The sequence below is a fragment of the Bacillus sp. NPDC077027 genome (assembly GCF_050269555.1).
Classification (GTDB): domain Bacteria; phylum Bacillota; class Bacilli; order Bacillales; family Bacillaceae; genus Bacillus.
Genome location: NZ_JBNNIO010000001.1, coordinates 388167 through 409792, shown reverse-complemented (window position 1 = coordinate 409792; position 21626 = coordinate 388167). Strand labels below are relative to the sequence as shown.

At 38.5% G+C, this 21626-nt stretch carries 28 protein-coding genes and 2 pseudogenes; 7 read left to right on the top strand and 23 right to left on the bottom strand.

From position 1 onward, the window contains the following. Nucleotides 1-109: 109 nt before the first annotated feature. The 4 genes from hxlB to ACQKEZ_RS02265 all read right to left on the bottom strand — a co-directional run bounded on the left by hxlB (nt 110) and on the right by ACQKEZ_RS02265 (nt 2415). Nucleotides 110-667 carry a 6-phospho-3-hexuloisomerase gene (hxlB, locus tag ACQKEZ_RS02280; protein WP_427298439.1) on the bottom strand — a complete coding sequence of 186 codons (558 nt, stop codon included), beginning with the start codon at nt 665-667 and terminating at the stop codon, nt 110-112. Further along, nucleotides 664-1296, bottom strand: coding sequence for a 3-hexulose-6-phosphate synthase (hxlA, locus tag ACQKEZ_RS02275; protein ID WP_427298438.1), 633 nt, complete (start codon nt 1294-1296; stop codon nt 664-666). Before hxlA ends, hxlB begins: the two co-directional genes overlap by 4 nt. Nucleotides 1297-1493: 197 nt before the next feature. Then, on the bottom strand, nt 1494-1886 hold the full coding sequence (locus ACQKEZ_RS02270) for a winged helix-turn-helix transcriptional regulator (RefSeq protein ID WP_427299285.1): 393 nt from the start codon (nt 1884-1886) through the stop codon (nt 1494-1496). Nucleotides 1887-2019: 133 nt separating this feature from the next. Continuing rightward, a complete protein-coding gene (locus ACQKEZ_RS02265; RefSeq protein ID WP_427298437.1) occupies nt 2020-2415 on the bottom strand; it encodes a hypothetical protein in 396 nt (131 codons plus the stop codon). Between the two features lie 599 nt (nt 2416-3014). Between ACQKEZ_RS02265 and ACQKEZ_RS02260 the strand changes: the two are divergent. Beyond that, a pseudogene (locus tag ACQKEZ_RS02260) lies at nt 3015-3135 on the top strand (hypothetical protein); the annotation flags it as partial. Nucleotides 3136-3170: 35 nt separating this feature from the next. Here the strand turns inward: ACQKEZ_RS02260 and ACQKEZ_RS02255 are convergent. The 5 genes and pseudogenes from ACQKEZ_RS02255 to ACQKEZ_RS02235 all read right to left on the bottom strand — a co-directional run bounded on the left by ACQKEZ_RS02255 (nt 3171) and on the right by ACQKEZ_RS02235 (nt 6291). Then, nucleotides 3171-3581 (bottom strand): hypothetical protein, encoded by a 411-nt coding sequence (locus ACQKEZ_RS02255; RefSeq protein WP_427298436.1) that lies wholly within the window; start codon nt 3579-3581, stop codon nt 3171-3173. A gap of 13 nt (nt 3582-3594) precedes the next feature. Continuing rightward, nucleotides 3595-3990 carry a hypothetical protein gene (locus tag ACQKEZ_RS02250; RefSeq protein ID WP_427298434.1) on the bottom strand — a complete coding sequence of 132 codons (396 nt, stop codon included), beginning with the start codon at nt 3988-3990 and terminating at the stop codon, nt 3595-3597. Between the two features lie 64 nt (nt 3991-4054). Beyond that, a pseudogene (locus tag ACQKEZ_RS02245) lies at nt 4055-4192 on the bottom strand (3-hexulose-6-phosphate synthase); the annotation flags it as partial. 250 nt (nt 4193-4442) lie between these two features. After that, entirely contained in the window at nt 4443-4853 is a 411-nt protein-coding gene (locus ACQKEZ_RS02240; protein WP_427298433.1) for a hypothetical protein, read from the bottom strand. A gap of 268 nt (nt 4854-5121) precedes the next feature. Next, nucleotides 5122-6291: an acyl-CoA dehydrogenase family protein gene (locus ACQKEZ_RS02235; protein ID WP_427298431.1), complete on the bottom strand. Its 1170-nt coding sequence runs from the start codon at nt 6289-6291 to the stop codon at nt 5122-5124. A 146-nt stretch (nt 6292-6437) separates the two neighbouring features. Here ACQKEZ_RS02235 and ACQKEZ_RS02230 point away from each other — a divergent pair, with 146 nt between their 5' ends. From ACQKEZ_RS02230 to ACQKEZ_RS02215, 4 genes are read left to right on the top strand one after another with little or no spacing between them, the layout of a single operon-like run. Then, entirely contained in the window at nt 6438-7208 is a 771-nt protein-coding gene (locus ACQKEZ_RS02230; RefSeq protein ID WP_427298429.1) for an amino acid ABC transporter ATP-binding protein, read from the top strand. Then, the gene (locus ACQKEZ_RS02225; protein ID WP_427298428.1) at nt 7205-8065 is read left to right on the top strand and encodes an amino acid ABC transporter substrate-binding protein; all 861 of its coding nucleotides are present in this window, start codon (nt 7205-7207) and stop codon (nt 8063-8065) included. Before ACQKEZ_RS02230 ends, ACQKEZ_RS02225 begins: the two co-directional genes overlap by 4 nt. After that, nucleotides 8062-8760, top strand: a complete 699-nt coding sequence (locus ACQKEZ_RS02220) for an amino acid ABC transporter permease (RefSeq protein WP_427298426.1) — start codon at nt 8062-8064, stop codon at nt 8758-8760. The genes ACQKEZ_RS02225 and ACQKEZ_RS02220 overlap by 4 nt, the downstream gene beginning before the upstream one ends. A 15-nt stretch (nt 8761-8775) precedes the next feature. Continuing rightward, nucleotides 8776-9489, top strand: coding sequence for an amino acid ABC transporter permease (locus tag ACQKEZ_RS02215; protein ID WP_427298424.1), 714 nt, complete (start codon nt 8776-8778; stop codon nt 9487-9489). A 97-nt stretch (nt 9490-9586) separates the two neighbouring features. Here ACQKEZ_RS02215 and ACQKEZ_RS02210 read toward each other — a convergent pair whose 3' ends face one another. The 6 genes from ACQKEZ_RS02210 to ACQKEZ_RS02185 all read right to left on the bottom strand — a co-directional run bounded on the left by ACQKEZ_RS02210 (nt 9587) and on the right by ACQKEZ_RS02185 (nt 15299). After that, entirely contained in the window at nt 9587-10627 is a 1041-nt protein-coding gene (locus ACQKEZ_RS02210; protein WP_427298422.1) for a 2,3-butanediol dehydrogenase, read from the bottom strand. 65 nt (nt 10628-10692) lie between these two features. Next, nucleotides 10693-11922: an MFS transporter gene (locus tag ACQKEZ_RS02205; protein ID WP_427298420.1), complete on the bottom strand. Its 1230-nt coding sequence runs from the start codon at nt 11920-11922 to the stop codon at nt 10693-10695. Nucleotides 11923-12286: 364 nt separating this feature from the next. Beyond that, on the bottom strand, nt 12287-12499 hold the full coding sequence (locus ACQKEZ_RS02200; protein ID WP_427298418.1) for a hypothetical protein: 213 nt from the start codon (nt 12497-12499) through the stop codon (nt 12287-12289). 8 nt (nt 12500-12507) lie between these two features. After that, nucleotides 12508-12837 (bottom strand): ABC transporter permease, encoded by a 330-nt coding sequence (locus tag ACQKEZ_RS02195; protein ID WP_427298416.1) that lies wholly within the window; start codon nt 12835-12837, stop codon nt 12508-12510. Nucleotides 12838-12970: 133 nt separating this feature from the next. After that, nucleotides 12971-14185, bottom strand: coding sequence for a formaldehyde dehydrogenase, glutathione-independent (gene fdhA, locus ACQKEZ_RS02190; RefSeq protein ID WP_427298414.1), 1215 nt, complete (start codon nt 14183-14185; stop codon nt 12971-12973). A gap of 502 nt (nt 14186-14687) precedes the next feature. After that, a complete protein-coding gene (locus tag ACQKEZ_RS02185) occupies nt 14688-15299 on the bottom strand; it encodes a class I SAM-dependent methyltransferase (protein ID WP_427298412.1) in 612 nt (203 codons plus the stop codon). A gap of 259 nt (nt 15300-15558) precedes the next feature. Here ACQKEZ_RS02185 and ACQKEZ_RS02180 point away from each other — a divergent pair, with 259 nt between their 5' ends. Then, the gene (locus ACQKEZ_RS02180; RefSeq protein ID WP_427298410.1) at nt 15559-15678 is read left to right on the top strand and encodes a YjcZ family sporulation protein; all 120 of its coding nucleotides are present in this window, start codon (nt 15559-15561) and stop codon (nt 15676-15678) included. Between the two features lie 44 nt (nt 15679-15722). Here the strand turns inward: ACQKEZ_RS02180 and ACQKEZ_RS02175 are convergent, their stop codons facing one another. From ACQKEZ_RS02175 to ACQKEZ_RS02145, 7 genes are all read right to left on the bottom strand, one after another. Beyond that, the gene (locus ACQKEZ_RS02175; protein ID WP_427298408.1) at nt 15723-15884 is read right to left on the bottom strand and encodes a hypothetical protein; all 162 of its coding nucleotides are present in this window, start codon (nt 15882-15884) and stop codon (nt 15723-15725) included. A gap of 161 nt (nt 15885-16045) precedes the next feature. Further along, the gene (locus ACQKEZ_RS02170; RefSeq protein WP_427298407.1) at nt 16046-16180 is read right to left on the bottom strand and encodes a YrzI family small protein; all 135 of its coding nucleotides are present in this window, start codon (nt 16178-16180) and stop codon (nt 16046-16048) included. Between the two features lie 469 nt (nt 16181-16649). Next, the gene (locus tag ACQKEZ_RS02165; RefSeq protein ID WP_427298405.1) at nt 16650-16886 is read right to left on the bottom strand and encodes a YrhC family protein; all 237 of its coding nucleotides are present in this window, start codon (nt 16884-16886) and stop codon (nt 16650-16652) included. A gap of 79 nt (nt 16887-16965) precedes the next feature. Beyond that, nucleotides 16966-18108 (bottom strand): bifunctional cystathionine gamma-lyase/homocysteine desulfhydrase, encoded by a 1143-nt coding sequence (locus ACQKEZ_RS02160; protein ID WP_427298403.1) that lies wholly within the window; start codon nt 18106-18108, stop codon nt 16966-16968. A 1-nt stretch (nt 18109) separates the two neighbouring features. Next, the gene (locus tag ACQKEZ_RS02155; RefSeq protein WP_427298401.1) at nt 18110-19033 is read right to left on the bottom strand and encodes a PLP-dependent cysteine synthase family protein; all 924 of its coding nucleotides are present in this window, start codon (nt 19031-19033) and stop codon (nt 18110-18112) included. A 48-nt stretch (nt 19034-19081) separates the two neighbouring features. Then, the gene (gene mtnN / locus ACQKEZ_RS02150) at nt 19082-19777 is read right to left on the bottom strand and encodes a 5'-methylthioadenosine/S-adenosylhomocysteine nucleosidase (RefSeq protein WP_427298399.1); all 696 of its coding nucleotides are present in this window, start codon (nt 19775-19777) and stop codon (nt 19082-19084) included. 19 nt (nt 19778-19796) lie between these two features. Then, nucleotides 19797-20435 (bottom strand): class I SAM-dependent DNA methyltransferase, encoded by a 639-nt coding sequence (locus ACQKEZ_RS02145; protein ID WP_427298397.1) that lies wholly within the window; start codon nt 20433-20435, stop codon nt 19797-19799. Nucleotides 20436-20623: 188 nt separating this feature from the next. Here ACQKEZ_RS02145 and ACQKEZ_RS02140 point away from each other — a divergent pair, with 188 nt between their 5' ends. Continuing rightward, nucleotides 20624-20827, top strand: a complete 204-nt coding sequence (locus tag ACQKEZ_RS02140; protein WP_427298395.1) for a DUF2536 family protein — start codon at nt 20624-20626, stop codon at nt 20825-20827. An 86-nt stretch (nt 20828-20913) separates the two neighbouring features. On the opposite strand, the gene ACQKEZ_RS02135 is transcribed toward ACQKEZ_RS02140, so the two are convergent. Continuing rightward, a complete protein-coding gene (locus ACQKEZ_RS02135) occupies nt 20914-21597 on the bottom strand; it encodes a YrrS family protein (protein ID WP_427298393.1) in 684 nt (227 codons plus the stop codon). Between the last annotated feature and the right edge of the window lie 29 nt (nt 21598-21626).

Below are 21626 nucleotides of genomic sequence, written 5' to 3'. Positions count from 1 at the left end.
GCTTTATTAATGTGTCAACATTTGACCACTTTAAATGACTTCACTATACACGTTCAACGACTTAACACACATAAGCCTTCCCTCTGTTCTAAGGAAAGGCTTATACGTATTATTCTAAATTCGCGTGATTTCCATACATTTGGTGAGTGTCGAGCCCTTTTATTTTCATCAAACGCAATATGATCGCATCATAAACCAATAAAAGTGACTGTTCAAAAAGTGATCCCATTGGCTGAATGGTTTGCGTTTCTCCTTTTGGCTGATCCTTAGGAGAACCTGAAAGCTGAACAACATGGTCTGCAATTCCTGCGATTGGTGAATCTGTAGAGATGGTCACAACTGCTACAGTACCACCAATCGTCTTCGCTTTTTTCGTCATCTGTAGCAGGCTTTCTGTTTTGCCAGAACCTGTCCCAACGATAAGCAAATCTTTGTCAGTAAATGTCGGTGTGACAGTCTCTCCAATCACATATGCATTCACACCAATGTGCATAAGTCTCATGGCAAATGACTTTCCCATGAAGCCAGAACGCCCTGCACCAGCCACAAACACTTTCTCAGCAGAAAGCATGCTCGTCAGCAAACTCTCTATTTCTTCATCATGAAGATGTGAAAACGCGTCAGAAATCTCAGTAACAATCGCTCTGAGATAATCACTTGTCATCATGATTGTGTCATCATCTGCTTCATTTGCGCTGCTACAGCAGCTTTATCATCTTGGCTTGCAATTCCTCCGCCAACAATCACTAAATCAGGATTTAATTTGACTACCTCTGGTAATGTATCAAGCTTAATTCCACCTGCAATGGCCGTTTTTGCATGTTTCACCACATTTTTAATGGTCATTAAATCAGCAAATGAGTTTTGTCCGACCGCTTGAAGGTCATAACCTGTGTGCACACAAATGTAATCAACACCTAATGCATCTAACTCTTGTGCACGAGTAGCAATATCTTTGATTCCAATCATATCCACTAAAATTTGTTTCCCTCTTGCTTTTGCCTCTTCGACTGCTCCTTTAATGGACATGTCCTCAGCAGCAGCAAGTATTGTAATCACATCTGCACCTGCTTCTGATGCTTGTTGCACTTCATAACCTGCCGCATCCATGATTTTCAGGTCAGCTAACACTTTTAGATTCGGAAATGCACTTTTTACTTCTTTCACAGCACGAAGCCCTTCATTAATGACAACTGGTGTCCCAATCTCAACGATATCAACATGATGCTCTACTTCTTTGATCAATTCGATCGCTTCAGGTATATTCACTAAATCTAATGCTAATTGTAATTTCATCCCATTCAACTCCTGTTATTTATCTATCATCAAGAGCTCCGCAGAACGTGCATCTTGAAAGATTACCTTGCAAGAACAAAGTATAACAAGAGGAAACACCCATTCCTAGTACGCACTTTTTATTTACCTACTATACTTTTCCGCACATGGTGTAAAAAAAGATACTGTCTTTCGACCAGTATCTTGAGTAGACATATCTACTTATCATCTTTTAAGAAATTGCTTTCTATATAGTTTTTACCCCAGCCATACATCGCCTCTAAAATCGGCATTAGGCTTTCACCTAGCTCTGTCAGGGAGTACTCCACTTTAGGAGGAACAACTGGATAAATTTCCCGATGCACAATGTGATCTTCTTCTAATTCTCGCAACTGATTCACTAACATTCTTTGAGTAATTCCTGGCATCAATGCCTTTAACTCTCCAAACCGTTTCGTTCCTTCTTTGCCAAGATGCCATAAAATCAGCATTTTCCACTTACCGCCGATGATGTTGAGCGTTAGCTCTTTTTCACAATTAAAAATCTTATTTTCCATACGTGATGACAAATGATACACTCCTTGTTTAACAATCCATTTACGCACTATCATATAATGAATAAAAATTGTTTGTCGAGAAAACGGCTCTACCATTGTCGGTGAAGCCATGTATAGGTCTTCAACAGCTCTTTACTGCATAGGATCAAGCTGCTCTTACAACCGTACAACCTAATTCATCGCCTATTCAAATCGTACTCCAAAACAAAATTGAAACACAGACAACCATCCCTAAATGAATCAGCCATTTACCTTTCATGCTTCTTTTTCTTTCTATGAACAAAAACATCTCTGGTAAAAGGATGACGACAATCTCAAGCGTGAATACGATGATGTACGCAAGCGGCATGGGATGAAAATCAAAGTCTCTTGCATCTCCTCCGATTGTCGCAAGATACATCATCAAGTTTGTGATCGGGATCGAAAGACAAACAAGTAATCGAATCACATACAGCCACACATAATGCTTATGTCGAATGAGACCAATAAAAGAAGCGATCACCCCATATAAAAACAGCACAACGGTTCCAAAGCTCATGACAGGATGGGTGACAAAACCGTAAAGAATTAAACCCAAGAGCATCTCCTCATCATTCCTCTCTTTTCAAAAACAAATCATGTCATGTACTTCTTTATCATCAATAAAGGTTCATGTCGAAGCAGCTTTCATAAAAAGAATGATCATCTGCATAGTTAGATAATAGCGCACTTGAAACTCTTTTTGATCACAAAACAGAATTTCTAGCCAAGAAAAAAATGTCATTGAGTGGTTGCCACTTTTCCCTCAATAACCATTCATGAGTATGATCTAATTGATTCGTCAGTCAGATGATACATATCTCTACATCTCTATCTCCTCAAACCGCCCACTCTAAGGTCGGAGATACCCAAACAAGCATAGATGAGTTCGTATGAATATCATCCATACCAACACTTAAAGTACATTTTGATATTCTTTATACAGGATGACATTTCTTACAACATTTATAAAGCATTGAAGACTTATGATATGAATGCCTATAAACATGCTAGATATACATACTAGGGAAAGTCTTCATTTTACCCAAATGATTTCTTATAAGGATACAATTGCAGGACTTGATCAACCCAACATCGATGCCTTGCAACAACTGAATCTACCATGTAGCAAACTGCGTTGAATCTACAATACATTGAGAAGTTCCAACAAAGGTGAAAGAAAGTGATGAAGTAAAAGGCAACACGTATCGTTATGCTGGATATCATTTTGACGAAGAAACAGAATTCTACTATTTAATCGCGGTACTATGAACCTAGAAATGGTTCAATCGACATCTAATCCTTCATTACCAAGTAATATCATTTATTCTTTCTTCCATAAATAGTTATGAAATTATGAAGCTGATTCTTTAAATCCCTAATTTTAGATTGATCTAATTGTAATTCTAAACAAATTATTTCCTCAAAGTCCAGTTCATTATATATAAGTTTGATTAAAGTTCGTTTAAAGCTTCTTTCAATTAAAAGTTGAAATTTCCCATCTAATGAACTTAACTCGATCTTATTTTTAAACTTGAAAAGACTTCGATTCCATTTAATAAAGAAATCAAGATTTAATTCGATTTCTTCAATCTTAATATTGATATTTTCTTTAGACAATAACAACTGACTTATAAAATAATAACCTCTATCAAATTCATCAGATTGATACGCTTTTAGTATTTTAAATTCCACTTTTTCATCAAGATTTTCAAACTTAATTTCCCCCAAACAATCCTTCCCCCTAAAATACAGATATAAATTCTACCAATTCTTTATGCAATGATTTCAATGGATAATAATCTACTTTTTGTTTAAGATAAATAGTTGATTGAGGTTTTTCAGGATCGTTCCTAATACTCAAAGAAAAATTTTCAGCTACTTCACATATCATGAATTTTATTTGTTTTGTGTGATCTCTCAAACAGCATTCTTTTATATAACCGTTAAGTATATCTTTTAAATTAAACGAAAATTCACTTAATAACTCCTTGTTGAAATCAAGTTTATAAATAAAGATTTCCTTATTTATGGAGGAATATTTAAATCGACATGTAAACACCTTTTTATCCCCCTCTGTATATTCATCTAATTCAAGTGATAACTGAAAATTTTCATGATTTAAAGAAAAAACCCTCATGTGAATACTCCTTTATCAGTGGAAATTCCTTACTCTTTTTGTCCTTTTATTATATATAACCTAATGAGTTTTGTCCGACAGCTTGAAGGTCATAACCTGTGTGCACACAAATGTAATCAACACCTAATGCATCTACCTCTGCACGAGTAGCAATATCCTTGATTCCAATCATATTCACTAAAATTTGTTTCCCTCTTGCTTTGTCTAAAACTCTTAATTTAGTTAGTCTATTAGTTGATTTAAACTAATGAACTCTTAAAGTAATAACTAAATAGTAATCAAAAGCTGTCAAGTTTCTTTGACAGCTAAAGGTGGTCTACAGAAACAATCTACTTTTTTAAAAATTTCCATTAAATTTCCAAACGAGAAATAGTTAGTTTTTCTTGTAGAATTTTAAGATTTTTATAAAGTGAAATTTTGCAGAATGGAAGGAAACTATTTCAAGAGCTAATTCAGGAATAATTACCCGTTAATTCCTCCAAAAATTCATCAAATTTTTCTCCATCACTAAATAACAGATCTAACCATTCTTTCAAAATATTGTTCACAGGTTTCCATCCTTCTTCTGATAATATTTTTATAAAATAGCTTTTAGATGTGGTGGCTAAAATACAAATCTCTAAATCCCTATCTCCCCAAATTGCCGACTGCAAAGAATTAGATAACCAGACCACTATAATCGAGTTAGTGATAACATCATCAGCTGTGGCTTCTTTTGAGCTAGTCCATAGTGCATTTATATAATCCTCACCAGAAATTTCAACACTCGTTTTCAGCCAATTATAATAACTAAATTTCTCCAAATAGTATTCTACATCATATTTCAAATCTTTTAAAAAGCATTTTACATTACTTCCATACACAATTCTCTCATTCCCTCTATATTAATCCCTTAATTTTTGGTTTTTACATCATATTCTCTATATGTTGTTTTACCAGTTAGTTTCCAATGTCTTTTTTCTTAGTTGCTATCAATCGACCATTCAATTTGTCTTTCACAACAGCCCGTTTTACCTCATTTGAATACACGTTTTTGCCCATGCAAAAACACCTCCGAATTCACACTTTTTAAGTGTACCATGTCGAAGGTGTTTTATAGTGTCTCATAAATTTAGGTTAGTCTATGATCTATTATTCTGATTTCGCTTTTACTTCTTGAATCGCTTGTTTTGCTATTTTGGAAATGGTCATATCGTCCATTGGTGGATTGTGTAGCCCAGCTCTGATGTCTCGATAGTAGCGCTGAAGCGGACATGATAAACTTAAACTTTTCGCTCCGACTAAGCGCATGGCTTTGTCGACAATTTGCAAGCTATGGTTCACGACCGTATGCTTCACGGCACCAAATTCATGTAACAGAAGGTCTCTTTTTTCCACTTGTTCATAAAGACGAGTCGTCGAATAGATCATATGACGTGCTTGTTTTAAAAGCATATCTATTTCCCCGATTAAACTTTGTACATTAGGCAAGTCGCTAATCGTACCAGAAATGCTGTTTGGAGAATGGATGGTTGCGTAATGTACAGCATAGTCACGTGCCGCTTGGGCAATTCCTAAATAACACGATGGAATATGTGCGATCCATGGATTTAACGAGCCGCCTCTTGGTCCCTTTTGCACCTCTACTAGCATTTCATCAGGAACAACAACATGATCCAAAATCAAATCATGGCTTTCTGTTCCTCTCATGCCTACGACATCCCATGTTTCTTCTATAGAAACACCCGGTGTATCACGATGAATCAAAAAGAAACCAAGTGCTTCCTTTTCTTCAATCCAAACGCCCACCAAGAAATAGGTTAAAGCAGGTGACATTGTTGTAAAAATCTTACGACCATGAATCTTCCATTTGTCGTCAGATCGTGTGGCAGTTGTACCGGGCTTTCCTCCTCTTGTCGGGCTTCCCGTTTGCGCTTCGCTGACTGCTCGATTGACAAGTGCACCCTTTTTAATTTCTTCAGCAAAAAATGCGAGCTGCTCTTCACTCCATAACTTTTTCTCATAAATTTCACCGACGACCCCTTGGTGCCAGCCGATAGAAAGAGCCGTTGCCCCGTCCATGCTACCTAGTGTTTCTTGAAACAGTACCATATCTGAAACAGATTGTCCGCCGCCCCCATATTGAGTCGGTAATGATAAAGCCGTATAGCCCAGATCAACCAGAGATTGAATATTTCTTTTTGGAAAATGGGCCCCTTCATCGTTTGCTTTTGCTGCTTGCTCAATATCAGAACGAAGTCCTTCTAACTTACTCATCCATGTCTTTTGAAAGTCCGTGTCAACAAATAATGCCTTAGTCAAAATGCACCCATCTCCTCTATCCATATATCTACCAATATTCTTATTTTTCTTATCGGAATATATCATAATCATACTTTACTTATAGGAATTAATGTGTTAAATTTTATCAATATTAAGTACATATGTCAAAGGAACGTGATGCTCTGATGATTTCAGCTACTAATCTCCATAAATATTACGGACATACACATGTATTAAAAGGAATCGATTTGTCGATAGCAGAAGGAGAAGTCGTTGCCATTATTGGACCGAGCGGCTCTGGCAAAACAACACTTCTTCGTAGTTTAAACAGCTTAGAGCTTCCTGAGAAAGGTCAACTGACAGTAAATAAGGCAACGATTGATTTTGAAACGTACAACAAAAAAGACATCTTCAAGTTAAGACAGCAATCGTCAATGGTATTTCAACATTACCACTTATTTCAAAACAAACGTGCACTTGAAAACATTACAGAAGGTTTAATTATTTCACAAAAAATGCCGAGAAAAGAAGCTGAGATAATTGGCAAACAATTTTTAGAGCGTGTCGGCTTGCTTCATCGTAAGGACTCCTTTCCAAGTGAATTATCAGGTGGACAGCAGCAGCGTATTGGGATCGCACGAGCACTGGCAGTCAATCCCGCTGTGTTGCTATTTGACGAACCAACTTCGGCACTTGACCCTGAAATGGTTGGCGAAATACTTGAGATGATCAATGATATCGCAAGCCAAGGCATGACGATGGTAATTGTGACACATGAAATTTCATTTGCGAAAGACGTGGCAGATACAGTGATTTTTATGGCGGATGGAGAAATTGTTGAAAAAGGAACTCCTCAAGAAGTGCTTCTTTCACCGAAGCATGAACGAACAAAGCAGTTCTTATCAAGAATTCATCGTGGTGAGTGGAATGCAAATAGAACGGAGGAAGCCAAATGAACCAGCTTATTTTGAAACCAGCTGTTTGGCTCTCTCTTTTTTTACTTTGCCTTTCTGGCTGTAGTGCTGTCAAGACATCAACAGATGATGGCAAACGGATTGTAAAGGTGGCACTCAGTGCAGAGGTCAATCCTCCTTTTCTTGCGACAAACGAGCATAATGAGCCGATTGGCTATAATATCGACTACTTAAATGAAGTAGAAAAGCGATTAGATGACCTTCAATTTGATTACGTATTTGGAGAAGAGGAATCCAATTTGATTGGTGTTGGTGCAGGGAAATTTGAGCTGGCTGCCAATTGGTTCTTCAGTAACCCTGAACGCGAAAAACGTTTTCTTTATCCACAAGTGCCGTATGGTTATTCGATGACTGGTTTAATTGTGGGTGAAAAAAATCAAGAGATACATTCCCTCGATGACATGCCAACAAAAAAGTTGGCTCCTGTCAGCCCTAGTGGTGGCTTACGATCCATTTTGAACCAGTATAACGATCAGCACGATAAAAAGATTCCATTGACAACGATTGAAAGTCCTTCAAACGAACTCAATTTGAAACGAGTTGAAAGTGGCAGATCGGATGCTGCCTTTATGAATATTTCTACTTTTGATACAATCCAAAAAAACCTGAGGTTAAACGTAAAAGTGGGTGGAATTGTCTCAAAAGAACCTATTTTCCTTGTACTACAGCCTAAGCAAAAAAAGCTTGCAAAAGAACTCGATCATGTGACACAAAAAATGATTGATGATGGCACACTGCCAGCGCTTGCAAAGAAGTGGTTCGGGGTCGATTTCTTTCAAGACATTGATTATATTACAGAAAAAGGATATCAGTATGAAAAAAAGGAGGAAGGACAATGACCTTTACAGCATTAGACTGGTTACGTATTTTCCTACAAGTGCTTAACCGGTTGCCGCTTACTTTCCTCATTTTGATTGTGTCATTGATATTTGCTGTGATCGTTGGGCTGTTCATTGCGTTTATTCGCATCAAACAAGTTCCTGTCCTTAAACAGCTTGCTTTCATTTATCTATCATTTACACGAAGCACACCACTCATTGTACAATTGTTTTTAATTTATTTTGGATTGCCCCAGCTGTTGCTCATGATGGGTGTCAATATCAATCATTGGGATCGTATTCTTTTTGTCATGATCACCTTTTCATTACATACGGGTGCTTATTTGTCCGAGGTGTTTCGATCCGCATACTCTTCTGTAGGCAGAGATCAGCTTGAAGCTGCTTATGTCGTCGGAATGTCAGATACACAAGCACTCTTTAGAATTATGATTCCACAAGCCTTCCTAATTGCCTTACCGAACCTTGGTAATTATACAATCGACCTCGTCAAGGATACAGCTATTGCCTTTACAATTGGTTTAATTGATATGATGGGTCAGGTCAAAATCATTCTAGGCAATCATTATGGGGTTGGGATGTTTGAGGTCTATGTCATCATAGCTATCGTGTATTGGTTCATTTGTATCGTCATCGAGATGATCACGATGCTTCTTGAGAAAAAATTTGTTAAAGGGCGCACCAGTATTTCTGGCTAAAAGGGGGAATCACTTATGCAACCAATTGATATACAATTTGCCGTACAGCAAATTCCGAATATTTTAAAAGGGGTTCCTTTTACATTGATCATTGCACTTGTCTCGATGGTGGTTAGCCTGATTCTTGGATCTGCGTTTGCCTTTATACGCGTATTTCGCATTCCAGTTCTCCGACAGCTTGTGGTGCTCTATGTATCTTTCTTTAGAGGAACTCCTTTAATTGTACAACTGTTCGCTTTCTTTTATGGGATACCACTTGTTCTCACTAAATTGAACGAAAGTTTTGGCTTCTCTTTTAACCCTGATATGATTTCGCCCCTTATCGTGGCAGTCATCGCCTTTAGCCTACACTCTGCTGGACATTTAACCGAAGTGATTCGAAGTGCGTTACTTGCAGTGGATAAAGGACAGCTTGAGGCTGCAAAAATTGTTGGAATGACGACAAGACAAGCGATGCTTCGGATTATACTGCCACAAGCGTTTGTCCATGCACTTCCGAACCTTGGCAATCAGCTCATCCAATTATTAAAAGCCACATCCCTTGCCTTTACAATCGGTGTACTTGAAATCATGGCAATCTCCCGTATTATCGCAAATGATGGCTATCATTTTTTAGAAACCTATCTCGTATCTGCTGTGATTTACTGGCTACTGAGTATTCTATTTGAAATCGCCTTTGCTTTCTTAGAAAAGCGAGTGAGTATATACGGGCGTTCTCTCGGAAGATAATGGATGTTTGTTGAGATGAGTATTCAACGACAAACATAGCGCTTCTCTTTATAAAAAAGGAGAATGACAAATGCGTCATTCTCCTTTTTCGTCTTACTTATTCAGCACTAACTAAAATTTTCACTTGATCTTTTTCATTGATTAATGCATTGAAGCCTTCCTCAATCACATCGTCAAGCTTGATTTTTTTTGTGACCAATTTATCTGCTGAGAAATATCCTTTTCTCATTAAATTAAGAACAGATGGGAACACATCTCTATAGCCGATAATGCCTTTTACTGTACGCTCTTTAATGACAATATCGTTTGGCATAATTTCTGCACCCTTCTCCCAGATGCTGACAATGACAGTTTCGCCAGAAATTCTAGTAGATTGAATGGCTTGTTTTAATACAATCGGTACACCCGTCACTTCAAAAGAAACATCGACTCCGCCATTTGTACGGTTTGCAATCTCTTGTACGACATCCTCGTATTGAGAAGGATCAACAACGATTGCTCCAAGCTCTTTTGCTTTTTCTTGACGTTCTTTCGATAATTCTATCGCATAGATATCTGTTGCACCTGCCGCTTTTAGCGCTTCAATTACTAATAGTCCGATTGGTCCACAGCCAAACACTGCAGCAGTGTCCCCCGCTTGAATTTTACTAGAACGTACTGCATATAGTGCAACGGCAGAAGGCTCAACAAGAGCTCCCTGTTCAAATGAAATTTCATCAGGTAATTTATGAAGTAATTCTTCATCTACTGAAACATATTCCGAAAAACCGCCACCACCACCAGCGAGTCCTAAAAAGCCCATGTTTTCATCTAAATTATAAGCTCCCTTGTGTCCGTGGGTAGCGAAAATTGGCTCAACGACCACTCGATCTCCAGTTTGATAGTCAATGACACCTTCCCCTACTTCAACAACTTCACCAGAAAATTCGTGGCCAAGTGTAATGGGTGCTTTTTCTTTCGTTAATGGATGTGGTTCATTCACAGGTATAAAAATGGGGCCACCTAGATATTCATGTAAATCACTTCCGCAAATGCCGCACCATTTTACTTTTAATTTCACTTTCCCTGGTGCAACTTTTGGTTCGTCAATTTCTTCTAGTCGAATGTCTTTTTGATCATGCCAGCGTAGTGCTTTCATTTGTAAGACCCCTTTTCAATATAATTAACTAACTTAAATAATCATAACATAATTATTTTAATTTGCTAAGCCGGAGGCACTAGCTTATTGAAAATCAATGAACGAAAAATGACAAAACATAGTAATAAACAAATCAGGAGCATACTTACACAGCCCATTATCACTGATATTTTTACTGATAGGAAATATGCAATCCCTCCAGAAATGCCTGTCATTCCGATCGTGAGAATGGCTTCACATAAGGCATAAAAGCTTGCAACCCTCCCCATCACTTCTACCGGGATATAAGTTTGGTAGAAAGTCATAAAACCAGTGTTGGCAAATGCTAAAAAGAATGCTAGAACAAAAAAACCAATGGCTGCCACCATAAAAGTGTGGGAAAAAGCATAGATCAGATAGCCGAAAGCAACAAAAAGACTCCCTAATCCGATCATGATTGAAACAGGCAACTTCTCTACAATCACAGAATTGACACATGCACCTACAATGATCCCTGCCCCAGCAATACTGACAAGAAGTCCATATTCTGTATCTGTCAGCATCAGCACTTCTTTTGCAAAAGCTGTTTCAAGTGAGTCGATCGCAGTTGGCAGTACGGTGATGGCAGCACCAAATAATAAATACACAGCCATTACTTGACGTGACGAGAGACTAAATCGAAGGACAAGCTGAGCATCCTCCTTTAACACAGAGAGAGAAAAACGTTTTTGCCGATCGTCTCCGCCTGTTGCTCTTGGTAAAATAGGCAAACACATGGTGAGTAAAGATGATACAAACAGACATACTGCATTGACATAAATTGAAAAAACAGGCGTGCCGATCAAAAAAAGTAACCCTGCTACTGCAGGTCCGAGCAAAAATCCACCGGAATTTAGTAAAGCGCGAATGGCATTAAACCTTTTCCTTTTATTTATCGGAATCAGGCCTGTGATATACACCATCGAAGCAGGATGAAACATCGCATGTGCCATATGAATCACAAATACCATCGGATAAACAATGAGCATTTGTCCTGAAAATAATGCAAAGGGCAGTCCCGCTATAAGAACAGCTCGACATACATCAAGTCCTGCCATCACATTACGTTGATTCAACCGATCAATTAAACTGCCCGACCAGCTATTCGTCACAAGTGTAGCCACTGGCCTTAACATGTAGATGGCTGTAACAGCCAGAATAGAACCCGTTTCTTGTAGAATAAGTAAATGGAGGGCAATTATAAAAATCCATTCTCCTATATTCGCAATTCCGATGGCTCCGAGTAAGATGCTCATATCGCGCCAATCTTTCTTCATTAGCTATCCCCCCTCTTCATGCATAAAAAAATCCCGCCCCCAAGACGTTTAAGTCTTGAGGACGGGATTTACTCCGCGTTGCCACCTCAGTTCATTCATCTGTTACCAGACGAACCTTAGCAGGTTATCATTCAACCTTTCTCTGTAACAGGAGAATTTCGCTGCACCACCATCCGAAGGAATCCGGTGCAGAGCTAAGAGGCTTGGTTCAATAAATTTCCCAGCTCCTTCTCAACTCCCGGAGCTCTCTGTGTGGGTAGACATTATTTACTCTTCTCTTTTTACGCTTTATATTCATTTCGCTTGATCTTCAGCTGAATTGTTACATATTGTACTGTGATTGAATTGCGGCGTCAATGCTTAGTTAAGAAAATTTAATATTTTTTAGACCAATCATTAAAAAAATGATCGTGAAAATCAGCAGCATCATAGAATTCACTAATAATACTGAATGGTTGGTCAAACCGTTCATGATCTCTTCAAACCCAGACATGATCAAAGTTTGAGGAATCACTTTTGATATGTTTTGCATGAATTGAGGAACGATATCTAAAGGCCAATAAATCCCTCCTAACATACAGGTGCTCACAATAATAATAGCACTTGAAATCTCTGCTTGTTTTTTGTTTTAGATACAGAAGAAATCGTGATGGATAGGGCTACAATCATTCCTATCACGATAGAGCCAAACAGCAAGAGATGTATTATATTCCCCCAATAAACATGAAAAAACAGTGATAAAATAACCATTAAAACACTCAACTGTATCCATCCAAGAATAAAGTAAGCAAATAAATATCCCAATAAAACTTGATATTTATGAACTGGGCTGGAGAGCAGTCTTTGCCATGTATAATTTTTGTACTCTTCATGAATTGATGAAGTTGCACTAGATATAGCAAACATCATAAACATGATTGTAAAGCCTATTGGTACTAAATTCAGGAGAATAGTATAGGCATTTTTTAATCTATATTTAAAAAAACAAAAAACTTACAGGAAATACGATCCTGTAAGTTTTTTGAATAAAGTCAAATATAATGAACAATCACTTAGAAACAAGTCCATGTGGGTCAATGACGAACTTTTTTGCCACACCTGAATCAAAGTCATTATACCCTCCTGGAGCTTGATCAAGGTTGATGACTGTCGCATTGACGGCTTTGGCAATTTGCGCTCTGCCGCTTAAGATGGATTTCATCAGACTACGGTGATACTGCATGACAGGGGTTTGACCAGTCACAAATGTGTGTGCTTTTGCCCAGCCAAGTCCAATTCGTACCTTAAGGGAACCAATTTTGGCATCCTCATCGACTCCGCCCGGATCCTCTGTGACATAAAGGCCTGGAATGCCTAACTTACCGCCAACTTTTGTAATATCCATGATTGTATTAAGAACTGTGGCTGGCGCTTCGCCTTGATCGCCATGACCAGAAGCCTCAAAACCAACACAGTCAACAGCGCAATCCACTTCAGGCTCACCTAAAATGTCTGTTATTTGTTCGCCGATTCGATCATGCTTTCGTAAATTAATCGTTTCACAACCAAAACTTCTTGCTTGCTCTAGTCTCTGCTCATTGAGATCTCCCACGATTACAGTAGAAGCACCAAGGAGCTGAGCTGAGTGTGCAGCGGCAAGACCTACTGGCCCAGCACCCGCAATATATACAGTAGAACCCATTTTAACACCGGCCGTATAAGCACCATGGAAACCTGTTGGGAAAATATCAGATAACATCGTTAGATCAAGAATTTTTTCCATCGCTTGCTCTTTATCTGGGAATTTAAGGAGCTGGAAATCAGCATAAGGGACCATGACGTACTCAGATTGACCGCCTACCCAGCCTCCCATATCAACATAACCGTAAGCAGAACCAGGGCGATCAGGGTTTACATTTAAACAGACATGCGTTTTCTGTTCCTTACACATAACACAGCGTCCACAGGCAATATTAAACGGAACGGAAACAAGGTCTCCTTTTTGAATAAACTCAACATCTCTGCCGACCTCGATCACTTCGCCCGTTATTTCGTGGCCAAGTACAAGACCTTTTGGTGCTGTCGTGCGTCCTCTCACCATATGCTGATCGCTTCCGCAAATATTGGTGGTCACTACCTTTAAGATGACACCATGCTCACATTTACGTCCAACATTTGCTTTTGGAACACCAGGACCATCTTTTAAAACCAAGTCAGGATAGCCAATGTCTTCAACCGCTACTTTTCCTGCTCCCATGTAAACTACACCTTTGTTACCCGTCATGTTCTCATTCCTCCCTTTTTGTTTTAAAAAATGAAGTCTCTACTTTTTTCTCCCTTCATCGACATTTTTCCTCTTTCAAATGCACATCGAATTAAAAAAAGGCCAATTTCTTTGCCTCTTACAAATAAATTGGAAATTAAAAGGGATAAAAAATGAAAATATTGAAAAAAAAGCTAAACATTTGAAAAACCATGTCGATATAAGTCATAAGCCAGACAGGTATCCTTAATCGACAAACAAATTCCTTATATATACTATCATTCCTTACACACCTGGCTGGCGCCTATACATAATAAAAAGACTCTTCACACGAAGAGTCTTTAGCTTGTCGATTTTGTCGACAAGCTTTTTTATCAACAATCAATTGGTTTAAATATGATAAGATCAAAGCAAAAAAATAAAAACCCTTTTTCTTCGAATTGCTTCTTTAGAAAAAGGGTTTGTCTATGACCTGAAGATTCTACATATAAACAGCTTGTTCATTACCCAGGAAATATTTACATTATTTTAAAGCTTTGACACAAATGTATGTATCATAGTGATAAACAGATACTTCTCTAAAATGGTAATCTGAAAACATTTTGCTTACTTCTTGTTCACTGTAAAGAGAAAACTCCTTGGCACGCTTTTGTTCCTTTATTAAATCCTTCATCTGAAAGGATAAATACACTTCACCATCAACTTGCAGTACACGATAGACCTCTTTTACTACTTGCTCCATATCTGTCCAAAAATAAATGGTCTGTACCGTATATAATTTATTGAAGGATCTGTCTTTAAAGGGCAATTTTTCAGCCTTTCCCTGTTTAATGACTGCTTTTTTTTGATCAATTAATTTTTTGTTTTTTCTTTTTGCATATTTCACCATATGGCGAGACGCATCGACTCCATAAATCTTCCCACGATCCAACTTTTCTCCCACCATCGAAAGTGCCATTCCCCTTCCGATGCCAATTTCTAAAATTCGGTCATTTTCTTGTATATTTAAGAGTTGAATCGTCCATTGATTGATATTATGATGATTTTTTTCCATATAGCGGGCAACCCATTTCGTGAACAAGCCTTTTGGTTCCCTCATTTGTTTTCCAATCCAGCTTTGAATCAAAGTCAACACCTGCTTTACGCGAGTAAATAAAAAGATTTATTTACGAATTTTTCTTACTTTTTATATCGGCCTTAAATGACAAAGAGTTAAGACCTAGTCCTAATTCTTTTATCTTTAATAAGACGGAGCATTTTTGAAAAATGTTTCACGTAAAGAAAAAATTTTCAATTCATAGGCGATTTCATTAATTATGACAGGATTGATTTCATTTTCTGATGTTTTGCATATTTTATCAATGTATCTTCAATAGGTAAAGGTGGTGCTAGATATGGGCTTTGGCGGTTACTCAGGAGGCTATAGTGGGGGAGGCGGATTTGCAGGCGGTTTCGCTCTGCTTGTCGTGCTTTTCATTCTGCTGATCATCATTGGTGCAAGCTGGATTTGCTAATATCACGTAAAAGGAGCAGAAGACGATTCTTCTGCTCCTTTTCATTAATACCAATAGTTTGGATAAATGTACATATTACGTCTTAGCATTTCTTGCTGCTCTCTTTGCATTCGATATGGATTTCCATATCCATGCTTGAGGGAATGGGGAATGGATGCATAGCCATGACCCACTGATGGAAACCGCATATATGGTGACATAGACATTCGATCACCTCACATTCACCTTTTACGGTATCATATGTGAGGCCATTAAAAATGGAACGTGTCTAAACCTGGTCCTTCTCCAATGTGTAATGATCAAGTATTGCAAGCGTAATAAACATATTGATCTCCTCCTTCTTTCATTTTTGTCTTTCGCTTTACCTTTAGTTCATGTACTTTAATTGCTTTCGTTTCATTTCTTCATAGATATCTTCAATTTGTTGTTCATATTGAATGGTTTCTATGTCCTTGAATTTACGTCTGATGGTTAATGTAATAAAAAATAAATGGATCGTCATGTAAGCTCACCTCCCTTCAATTCGCCTTTAACGCGAAATAACCCACAGATCTCCTTTATCAGTTGATCTGCGGGCACAAGAAAACGCAGACCAAAAGACAGACTAGTGTCTTTCAACCTGCGGTGGATGATGCGCTGAATCCTTCACTTTTCCTATAAAGATGTTAAGCGTGCATCGTAATAGGTAAAGGAAGGCCACGAACTCTTCCACAGGCCGATGACATGATGAAATTGAGTGTTAAAATGATTACATTGCAATACGAACATCATATTCTTCAGCCTCCTTTACGTTTTAATTACTTTGTAAGTATATACATCTCAAGGTTTTTTGTAAACCTGTTTTTAGAAATTTAGATGAATTTTGTGTTTTTAACTAAATTCTACATATTTTTTTGTTATTTTATATAGGCATATTTGTCCATTCATCTAACATACAAAAAAACCGCCCTCTCTAAGAGAGGACAGCTCGTTTATGATAGATCTTCATCTAGCTCTTGCAACTTCTTACGATAAAACAACGAACGTTTCACACATCCAAAGGCGGCAATAAGGAATAAACAATTGACTCCAATCATCAGCGTCTTTTGAACCCCTTCAATGTGTTGTGCAGGCAAAATTGTACCGATATATAAAAAGGTGCTGACGGCAAGCAATATAAAAGCGTATTGCTTATAATCCGTCATCAAACCACTCCACTTTTTCTTCACTTGTGTCACCTTCCAAATGATAAAATATATTCATAGCTTAACATAGTTAAAATGGGTGGCGAGCATGTAAATCTATCCATTATGCCAAAGCATCTAAAGCTTGCTGTAAATCATTTAGTAAGTCGTCTATATCTTCAACTCCAACCGAAATACGAATTAATCCGTCTGTGATGCCAAGCTCTAGCCTTCTCTCTCTCGGGATCGAAGCATGTGTCATTCTTGCAGGTACTGAAATCAAACTTTCGACTGCACCTAGACTTTCCGCAATTGTAAATAATGTTAATTTACTCAAAAAGGGATCTACGTTTTCTTCTTTTCCAATGTCAAATGAAATCATTCCGCCAAAGCCCGTTGCCTGCTGTTTTGTCAGCTCATGCCCCGGATGGGATACAAGCCCCGGGTAATAGACACGTGTGATCGCTGAATGATTTTCTAAGAAATCAGCTATTTTTTGTGCATTTTGATCGTGTGCCTCCATTCTGAGACCAAGTGTCTTCATACCTCTCATCAGTAACCAAGAATCTTGAGGTCCCAAAATACCTCCCGTTGAGTTTTGGACAAAATGAAGTTCTTCTCCAAGCTCCTTTGTCGCTGTCACAACAAGACCACCTACAACATCACTATGACCGCCTAAATATTTCGTTGCACTGTGAAGCACAATATCTGCTCCGTATTCTATTGGTTTTTGGAGATAAGGTGTATAAAATGTGTTGTCTACGATCAATAATATGTCTGCTTCTTTGGTGATTTTACCGACTGCTTCAAGATCAGTCACTTTTAATAAAGGGTTTGTAGGTGTTTCAACATAAACAGCTTTTGTATGAGGCTGAATCGCTTCTTCTACCTTTTGCGGATCACTTGTGTCAACAAATGTTGCGTCAATCCCAATGCGATTGAGCACTTTTGTGATGACTCTATAAGTCCCTCCATACACATCATCTGTGAGCACAATATGATCACCGCTATTAAACATCATCATTACAGCAGTAATAGCTGCCATCCCTGAGCCAAATGCATAACCGTTAGCGCCACCTTCAAGGTCACGAATCACAGCTTCAAGAGCGGTTCTCGTCGGGTTGGCTGTTCTAGAATATTCATAGCCTGTATGCTCTCCTGCCTTTGGTTGCTTATATGTGCTCACTTGGTAAATCGGCACAGATACCGCTCCTGTTTTCTCATCACCTGTGATGCCCCCATGAATCATCATTGTTTTCGGCTTCATCTTATTTTCCTCCTCCATAAATATCTTTGCTTAAATAACGATCACTGCTGTCTGGAAAAATAGTGACAATGACAGTACCTGGTGTGGCTTTCTTCGCTTCCTCAAGAGTCGCAAATAGTGCTGCACCAGATGAGCTCCCTAGCAATAAGCCTTCTTTTTTTGCGGCTTCTTTTATCAGACGAAATGCGTCATCATCATTGACTGTATAAATGTCATCAAAAAATGCGTCATTCATATAATCAGGGATAAACTCAAGACCAATGCCTTCTGTTCGATGCGGCCCTGGTTTTCCTCCGTTTAAAATGGACCCTTCTGGCTCAACAATGACGGTTTTTAATGCTTGATTTTGCTCTTTGAAATATTGTGCACACCCTTGAAATGTACCACCTGATCCTGCACCCGCAACGAAAATATCAATTTTGCCATCTAGTTCAGACCATATTTCAGGACCGAGTGTATTATAGTAAGTCAATGGATTTACTTGGTTTTCAAATTGCAAAACGCAATATGCGTTGTCAAGCTTGGCCTCTAGTTCAAGCGCTGTATCTATTGCGCCTTTCATTCCTTTTTCTCTAGGCGTTGAAATGATCTCTGCTCCAAGCGCCCGCATGATTTGCTGTTTTTCCTGACTAAAATGCTCTGGTATACAGAAAATTGGTTGGAGCTGATACTTTCTTGCACTTAGTGCAAGCCCGATTCCAGTATTCCCAGCTGTGGCTTCAATGATGGTTCCACCTGGGTGAAGTTTGCCTGATTCAAGTGCTTCTTCTATCAGCATTTCACCTAATCGATCCTTGATGCTGCCGCCTGGATTCATCATCTCAAGCTTTGCATAGACCTCCACTCCCTCTGGCACTCCAATTCCTGAAAGCTTTAAGAGCGGTGTTTGCCCAATTAACTCTGTAATGTCATGAATGACAACCATATCTTTTCCCTTCCTTTGCATGTAAAAGAAGGGGGAAACCCCTTCTTTTTATTGTGTTTGCTTTATCATACGTAGGACAAGGTCGGTTGAGTGAATCGCGGCTTGCTCGAGAAATTGATCAAAAGATACATTTGATTCTTTTCCTGCAATATCTGATAGCGCCCTAACGACAACAAATGGCGTACCAAACAGCTCACATACCTGTGCAACCGCAGCCGCTTCCATTTCGACAGCATATAGGTGAGGGAACTTCTCTCTTACAAATGCTACACGATCTGGATCATTCATAAACGAATCTCCGGTTGCAATGGTCCCTTTCACCACTTGAATATGCTCAATTTCAGAAGCAGACTGCTCAGCTAATAGAACAAGCTTTTCATCCGCTACAAATGCAGCCGGTAGACCTGGCACTTGTCCGTATTCATAGTTAAAGATCGTCACATCTACATCATGGTGACGAACATCGGTCGAAATGACAATGTCACCTACATTCAATGACTGATGAAATCCACCAGCTGACCCTGTATTGATCACATAATCAGGTTTGAAACGGTCAAGCAAAAGGGTTGTACTGACCGCAGCATTCACCTTTCCAATACCTGATTTAAGTAAAATCACTTCTTTATCCTCAAATACACCTGTTGTAAATTCACAACCAGCGATGTTTTCTTGTTTTGCATCTTTTAATTGACTTCTTAAGATCGTCACTTCTTCTTCCATTGCACCAATCACTGCGATTTTCAATAAAAAAACATCCCTTCGATTACCTTTTCTTCGCCTCTAATATCCAAACGAAATCATTCATTTGATTAAAATGAGCGCTAAAGCCTTCTTCCTCTAACATTTGCTTTAACACGTCAATCGATGGATAGTACTCAGTCTCAAGATCCTCTGCGAGCTGGTCATTTCCAGCCATTTTCGCTTTTTTAATTTCAGCTTCATGTGCAGCTTGATTTTGAAACATTGTATCGGCAAAGACTATTTTACCATTTGAACGCAGGATCTTGCCATAGGTGTGAATGGCTTGTTTTTTTTCTTCATCGGTTAAATGATGAAAAGCATATGAACTCACAATGGTATCAGGCTCAAAAGGAGGATGCGGGAAAACCAAGAAATCTCCATCATGCAAAATGTCAGGTACACCTTTTTTTAATGCTGCCTTCTTCATCGCCTCAGATGGTTCAACTCCGAATACTTGTTTTCCTTCTGCAAGCAGTGCTTGTGTTAGATTCCCCGTACCACTTCCAAATTCAAGAACGCAATCCCCAGAGCGTTTCACGATTTCATTCAAAATGTCTTGATATCGACGAAAGACTTCTTCATATTGCACGTCGTGTCCATCCACCGTGTCATCATAAGATTCAGCCCATTGATCGAATATAGAAAGAAACTCACGTCCCATCCTCTTGACCTCCACTTTTATCATTTTATTCCTATAAGTATAGTATGCTTTGTTCATTGAACAGTTTCTATCCTACCACACCTTCTGTTTCTTTTACACTAAAAAATACTGGGATTATGCGTAAAAATCATTGCACTTTTCAAAAAGAGAGATTATGATGAGCCTAGAGCGTGAAGGAGTGAGTCATTATGGGTTTTCAATTGGATATGTTAAAAGATAAGGTTGAGTTTTTTGAAGCCTTTTCTTTAAAGAAACTTGAACAAAACATCCAAAAACAAATTGAACATAATCAAGCCATCTTACTAGCCGTTCATTCAGTTAGTCACCAAACAACCGTGATTGATGACAAGATTTTATATACAGCCGTTGTCCATTTCAAAGCAAACATATAAAAGGATTCATTGTCCAAACGCAAAAAAGAAGATAGCCATGGCATATCTTCTTTTTTTGTCTGATTGTTTTTGAACATGGCAGACCTTTATTTTAGCTTTTCTACTTTCACAGGTTTCCAGCCTTTTTCATCAACCCATGAGATATTGACTCGGTAACGTTCACCTGAACTTTTATCTCTAATGGTTCCTTTGGCATCTTGCGGACCACCATTGTTACCAAGCCAAATTACAGTCATTTGATCTTCAGGAATACCTGTAGCATATGACATCGCTTTGATCATTTCCTCCCAGTCTTTAGACTTGGAATCATAAGTTGCTGTATGGGTACCCGACTGCTCAGTGCCAACAGGCTTCCAGTCTTCATTCTCATACGTTTTGGCAACATCATTTGTTGCGCCGCCATCTGTCTCTTTGGCATCTTTGAGTGCATCTTTATTTACCACTGTGTCACTCTCACTATCATCTTCCTGCTTGCTTGAATCTTCATCTTTTGAATCTGACTTGTCATCTTTTGCTTTTGAATCATCTGAAGTGTCTTTGTTTTGATCTTTGACATCTTCATCTGAGGTCTGATTATTATCGCTAGATGCGGGTGCATTTTGGCTGCTACTTGGATCTTTAGCTACGTCTGCATTTTTAGGCTTTTGAAAAATTAACAGACTCGATGCGACGACCAAAATAAGCACCACCACAACTGCGATTAATATGTTAAGCACGATATTTGCCTTTCTGCGCTTATCGCGATGTTCAAATCGAGAATATTTACTCAAAATCTCTGCACTCCTTTGCCTCTATTCCC

Bases quoted from the DNA above. Each gene is read 5' to 3' on its own strand.
- hxlB (WP_427298439.1), bottom strand. From the start codon at position 667: ATGATGACAAGTGATTATCTCAGAGCGATTGTTACTGAGATTTCTGAC.
- hxlA (WP_427298438.1), bottom strand. From the start codon at position 1,296: ATGAAATTACAATTAGCATTAGATTTAGTGAATATACCTGAAGCGATC.
- ACQKEZ_RS02270 (WP_427299285.1), bottom strand. From the start codon at position 1,886: ATGATAGTGCGTAAATGGATTGTTAAACAAGGAGTGTATCATTTGTCA.
- ACQKEZ_RS02265 (WP_427298437.1), bottom strand. From the start codon at position 2,415: ATGCTCTTGGGTTTAATTCTTTACGGTTTTGTCACCCATCCTGTCATG.
- ACQKEZ_RS02250 (WP_427298434.1), bottom strand. From the start codon at position 3,990: ATGAGGGTTTTTTCTTTAAATCATGAAAATTTTCAGTTATCACTTGAA.
- ACQKEZ_RS02230 (WP_427298429.1), top strand. From the start codon at position 6,438: ATGATTTCAGCTACTAATCTCCATAAATATTACGGACATACACATGTA.
- ACQKEZ_RS02225 (WP_427298428.1), top strand. From the start codon at position 7,205: ATGAACCAGCTTATTTTGAAACCAGCTGTTTGGCTCTCTCTTTTTTTA.
- ACQKEZ_RS02220 (WP_427298426.1), top strand. From the start codon at position 8,062: ATGACCTTTACAGCATTAGACTGGTTACGTATTTTCCTACAAGTGCTT.
- ACQKEZ_RS02215 (WP_427298424.1), top strand. From the start codon at position 8,776: ATGCAACCAATTGATATACAATTTGCCGTACAGCAAATTCCGAATATT.
- ACQKEZ_RS02210 (WP_427298422.1), bottom strand. From the start codon at position 10,627: ATGAAAGCACTACGCTGGCATGATCAAAAAGACATTCGACTAGAAGAA.
- ACQKEZ_RS02205 (WP_427298420.1), bottom strand. From the start codon at position 11,922: ATGAAGAAAGATTGGCGCGATATGAGCATCTTACTCGGAGCCATCGGA.
- ACQKEZ_RS02200 (WP_427298418.1), bottom strand. From the start codon at position 12,499: ATGTTAGGAGGGATTTATTGGCCTTTAGATATCGTTCCTCAATTCATG.
- ACQKEZ_RS02195 (WP_427298416.1), bottom strand. From the start codon at position 12,837: ATGTTTATGATGTTTGCTATATCTAGTGCAACTTCATCAATTCATGAA.
- fdhA (WP_427298414.1), bottom strand. From the start codon at position 14,185: ATGACGGGTAACAAAGGTGTAGTTTACATGGGAGCAGGAAAAGTAGCG.
- ACQKEZ_RS02180 (WP_427298410.1), top strand. From the start codon at position 15,559: ATGGGCTTTGGCGGTTACTCAGGAGGCTATAGTGGGGGAGGCGGATTT.
- ACQKEZ_RS02175 (WP_427298408.1), bottom strand. From the start codon at position 15,884: ATGTCTATGTCACCATATATGCGGTTTCCATCAGTGGGTCATGGCTAT.
- ACQKEZ_RS02170 (WP_427298407.1), bottom strand. From the start codon at position 16,180: ATGACGATCCATTTATTTTTTATTACATTAACCATCAGACGTAAATTC.
- ACQKEZ_RS02160 (WP_427298403.1), bottom strand. From the start codon at position 18,108: ATGAAGCCGAAAACAATGATGATTCATGGGGGCATCACAGGTGATGAG.
- ACQKEZ_RS02155 (WP_427298401.1), bottom strand. From the start codon at position 19,033: ATGGTTGTCATTCATGACATTACAGAGTTAATTGGGCAAACACCGCTC.
- ACQKEZ_RS02145 (WP_427298397.1), bottom strand. From the start codon at position 20,435: ATGGGACGTGAGTTTCTTTCTATATTCGATCAATGGGCTGAATCTTAT.
- ACQKEZ_RS02140 (WP_427298395.1), top strand. From the start codon at position 20,624: ATGGGTTTTCAATTGGATATGTTAAAAGATAAGGTTGAGTTTTTTGAA.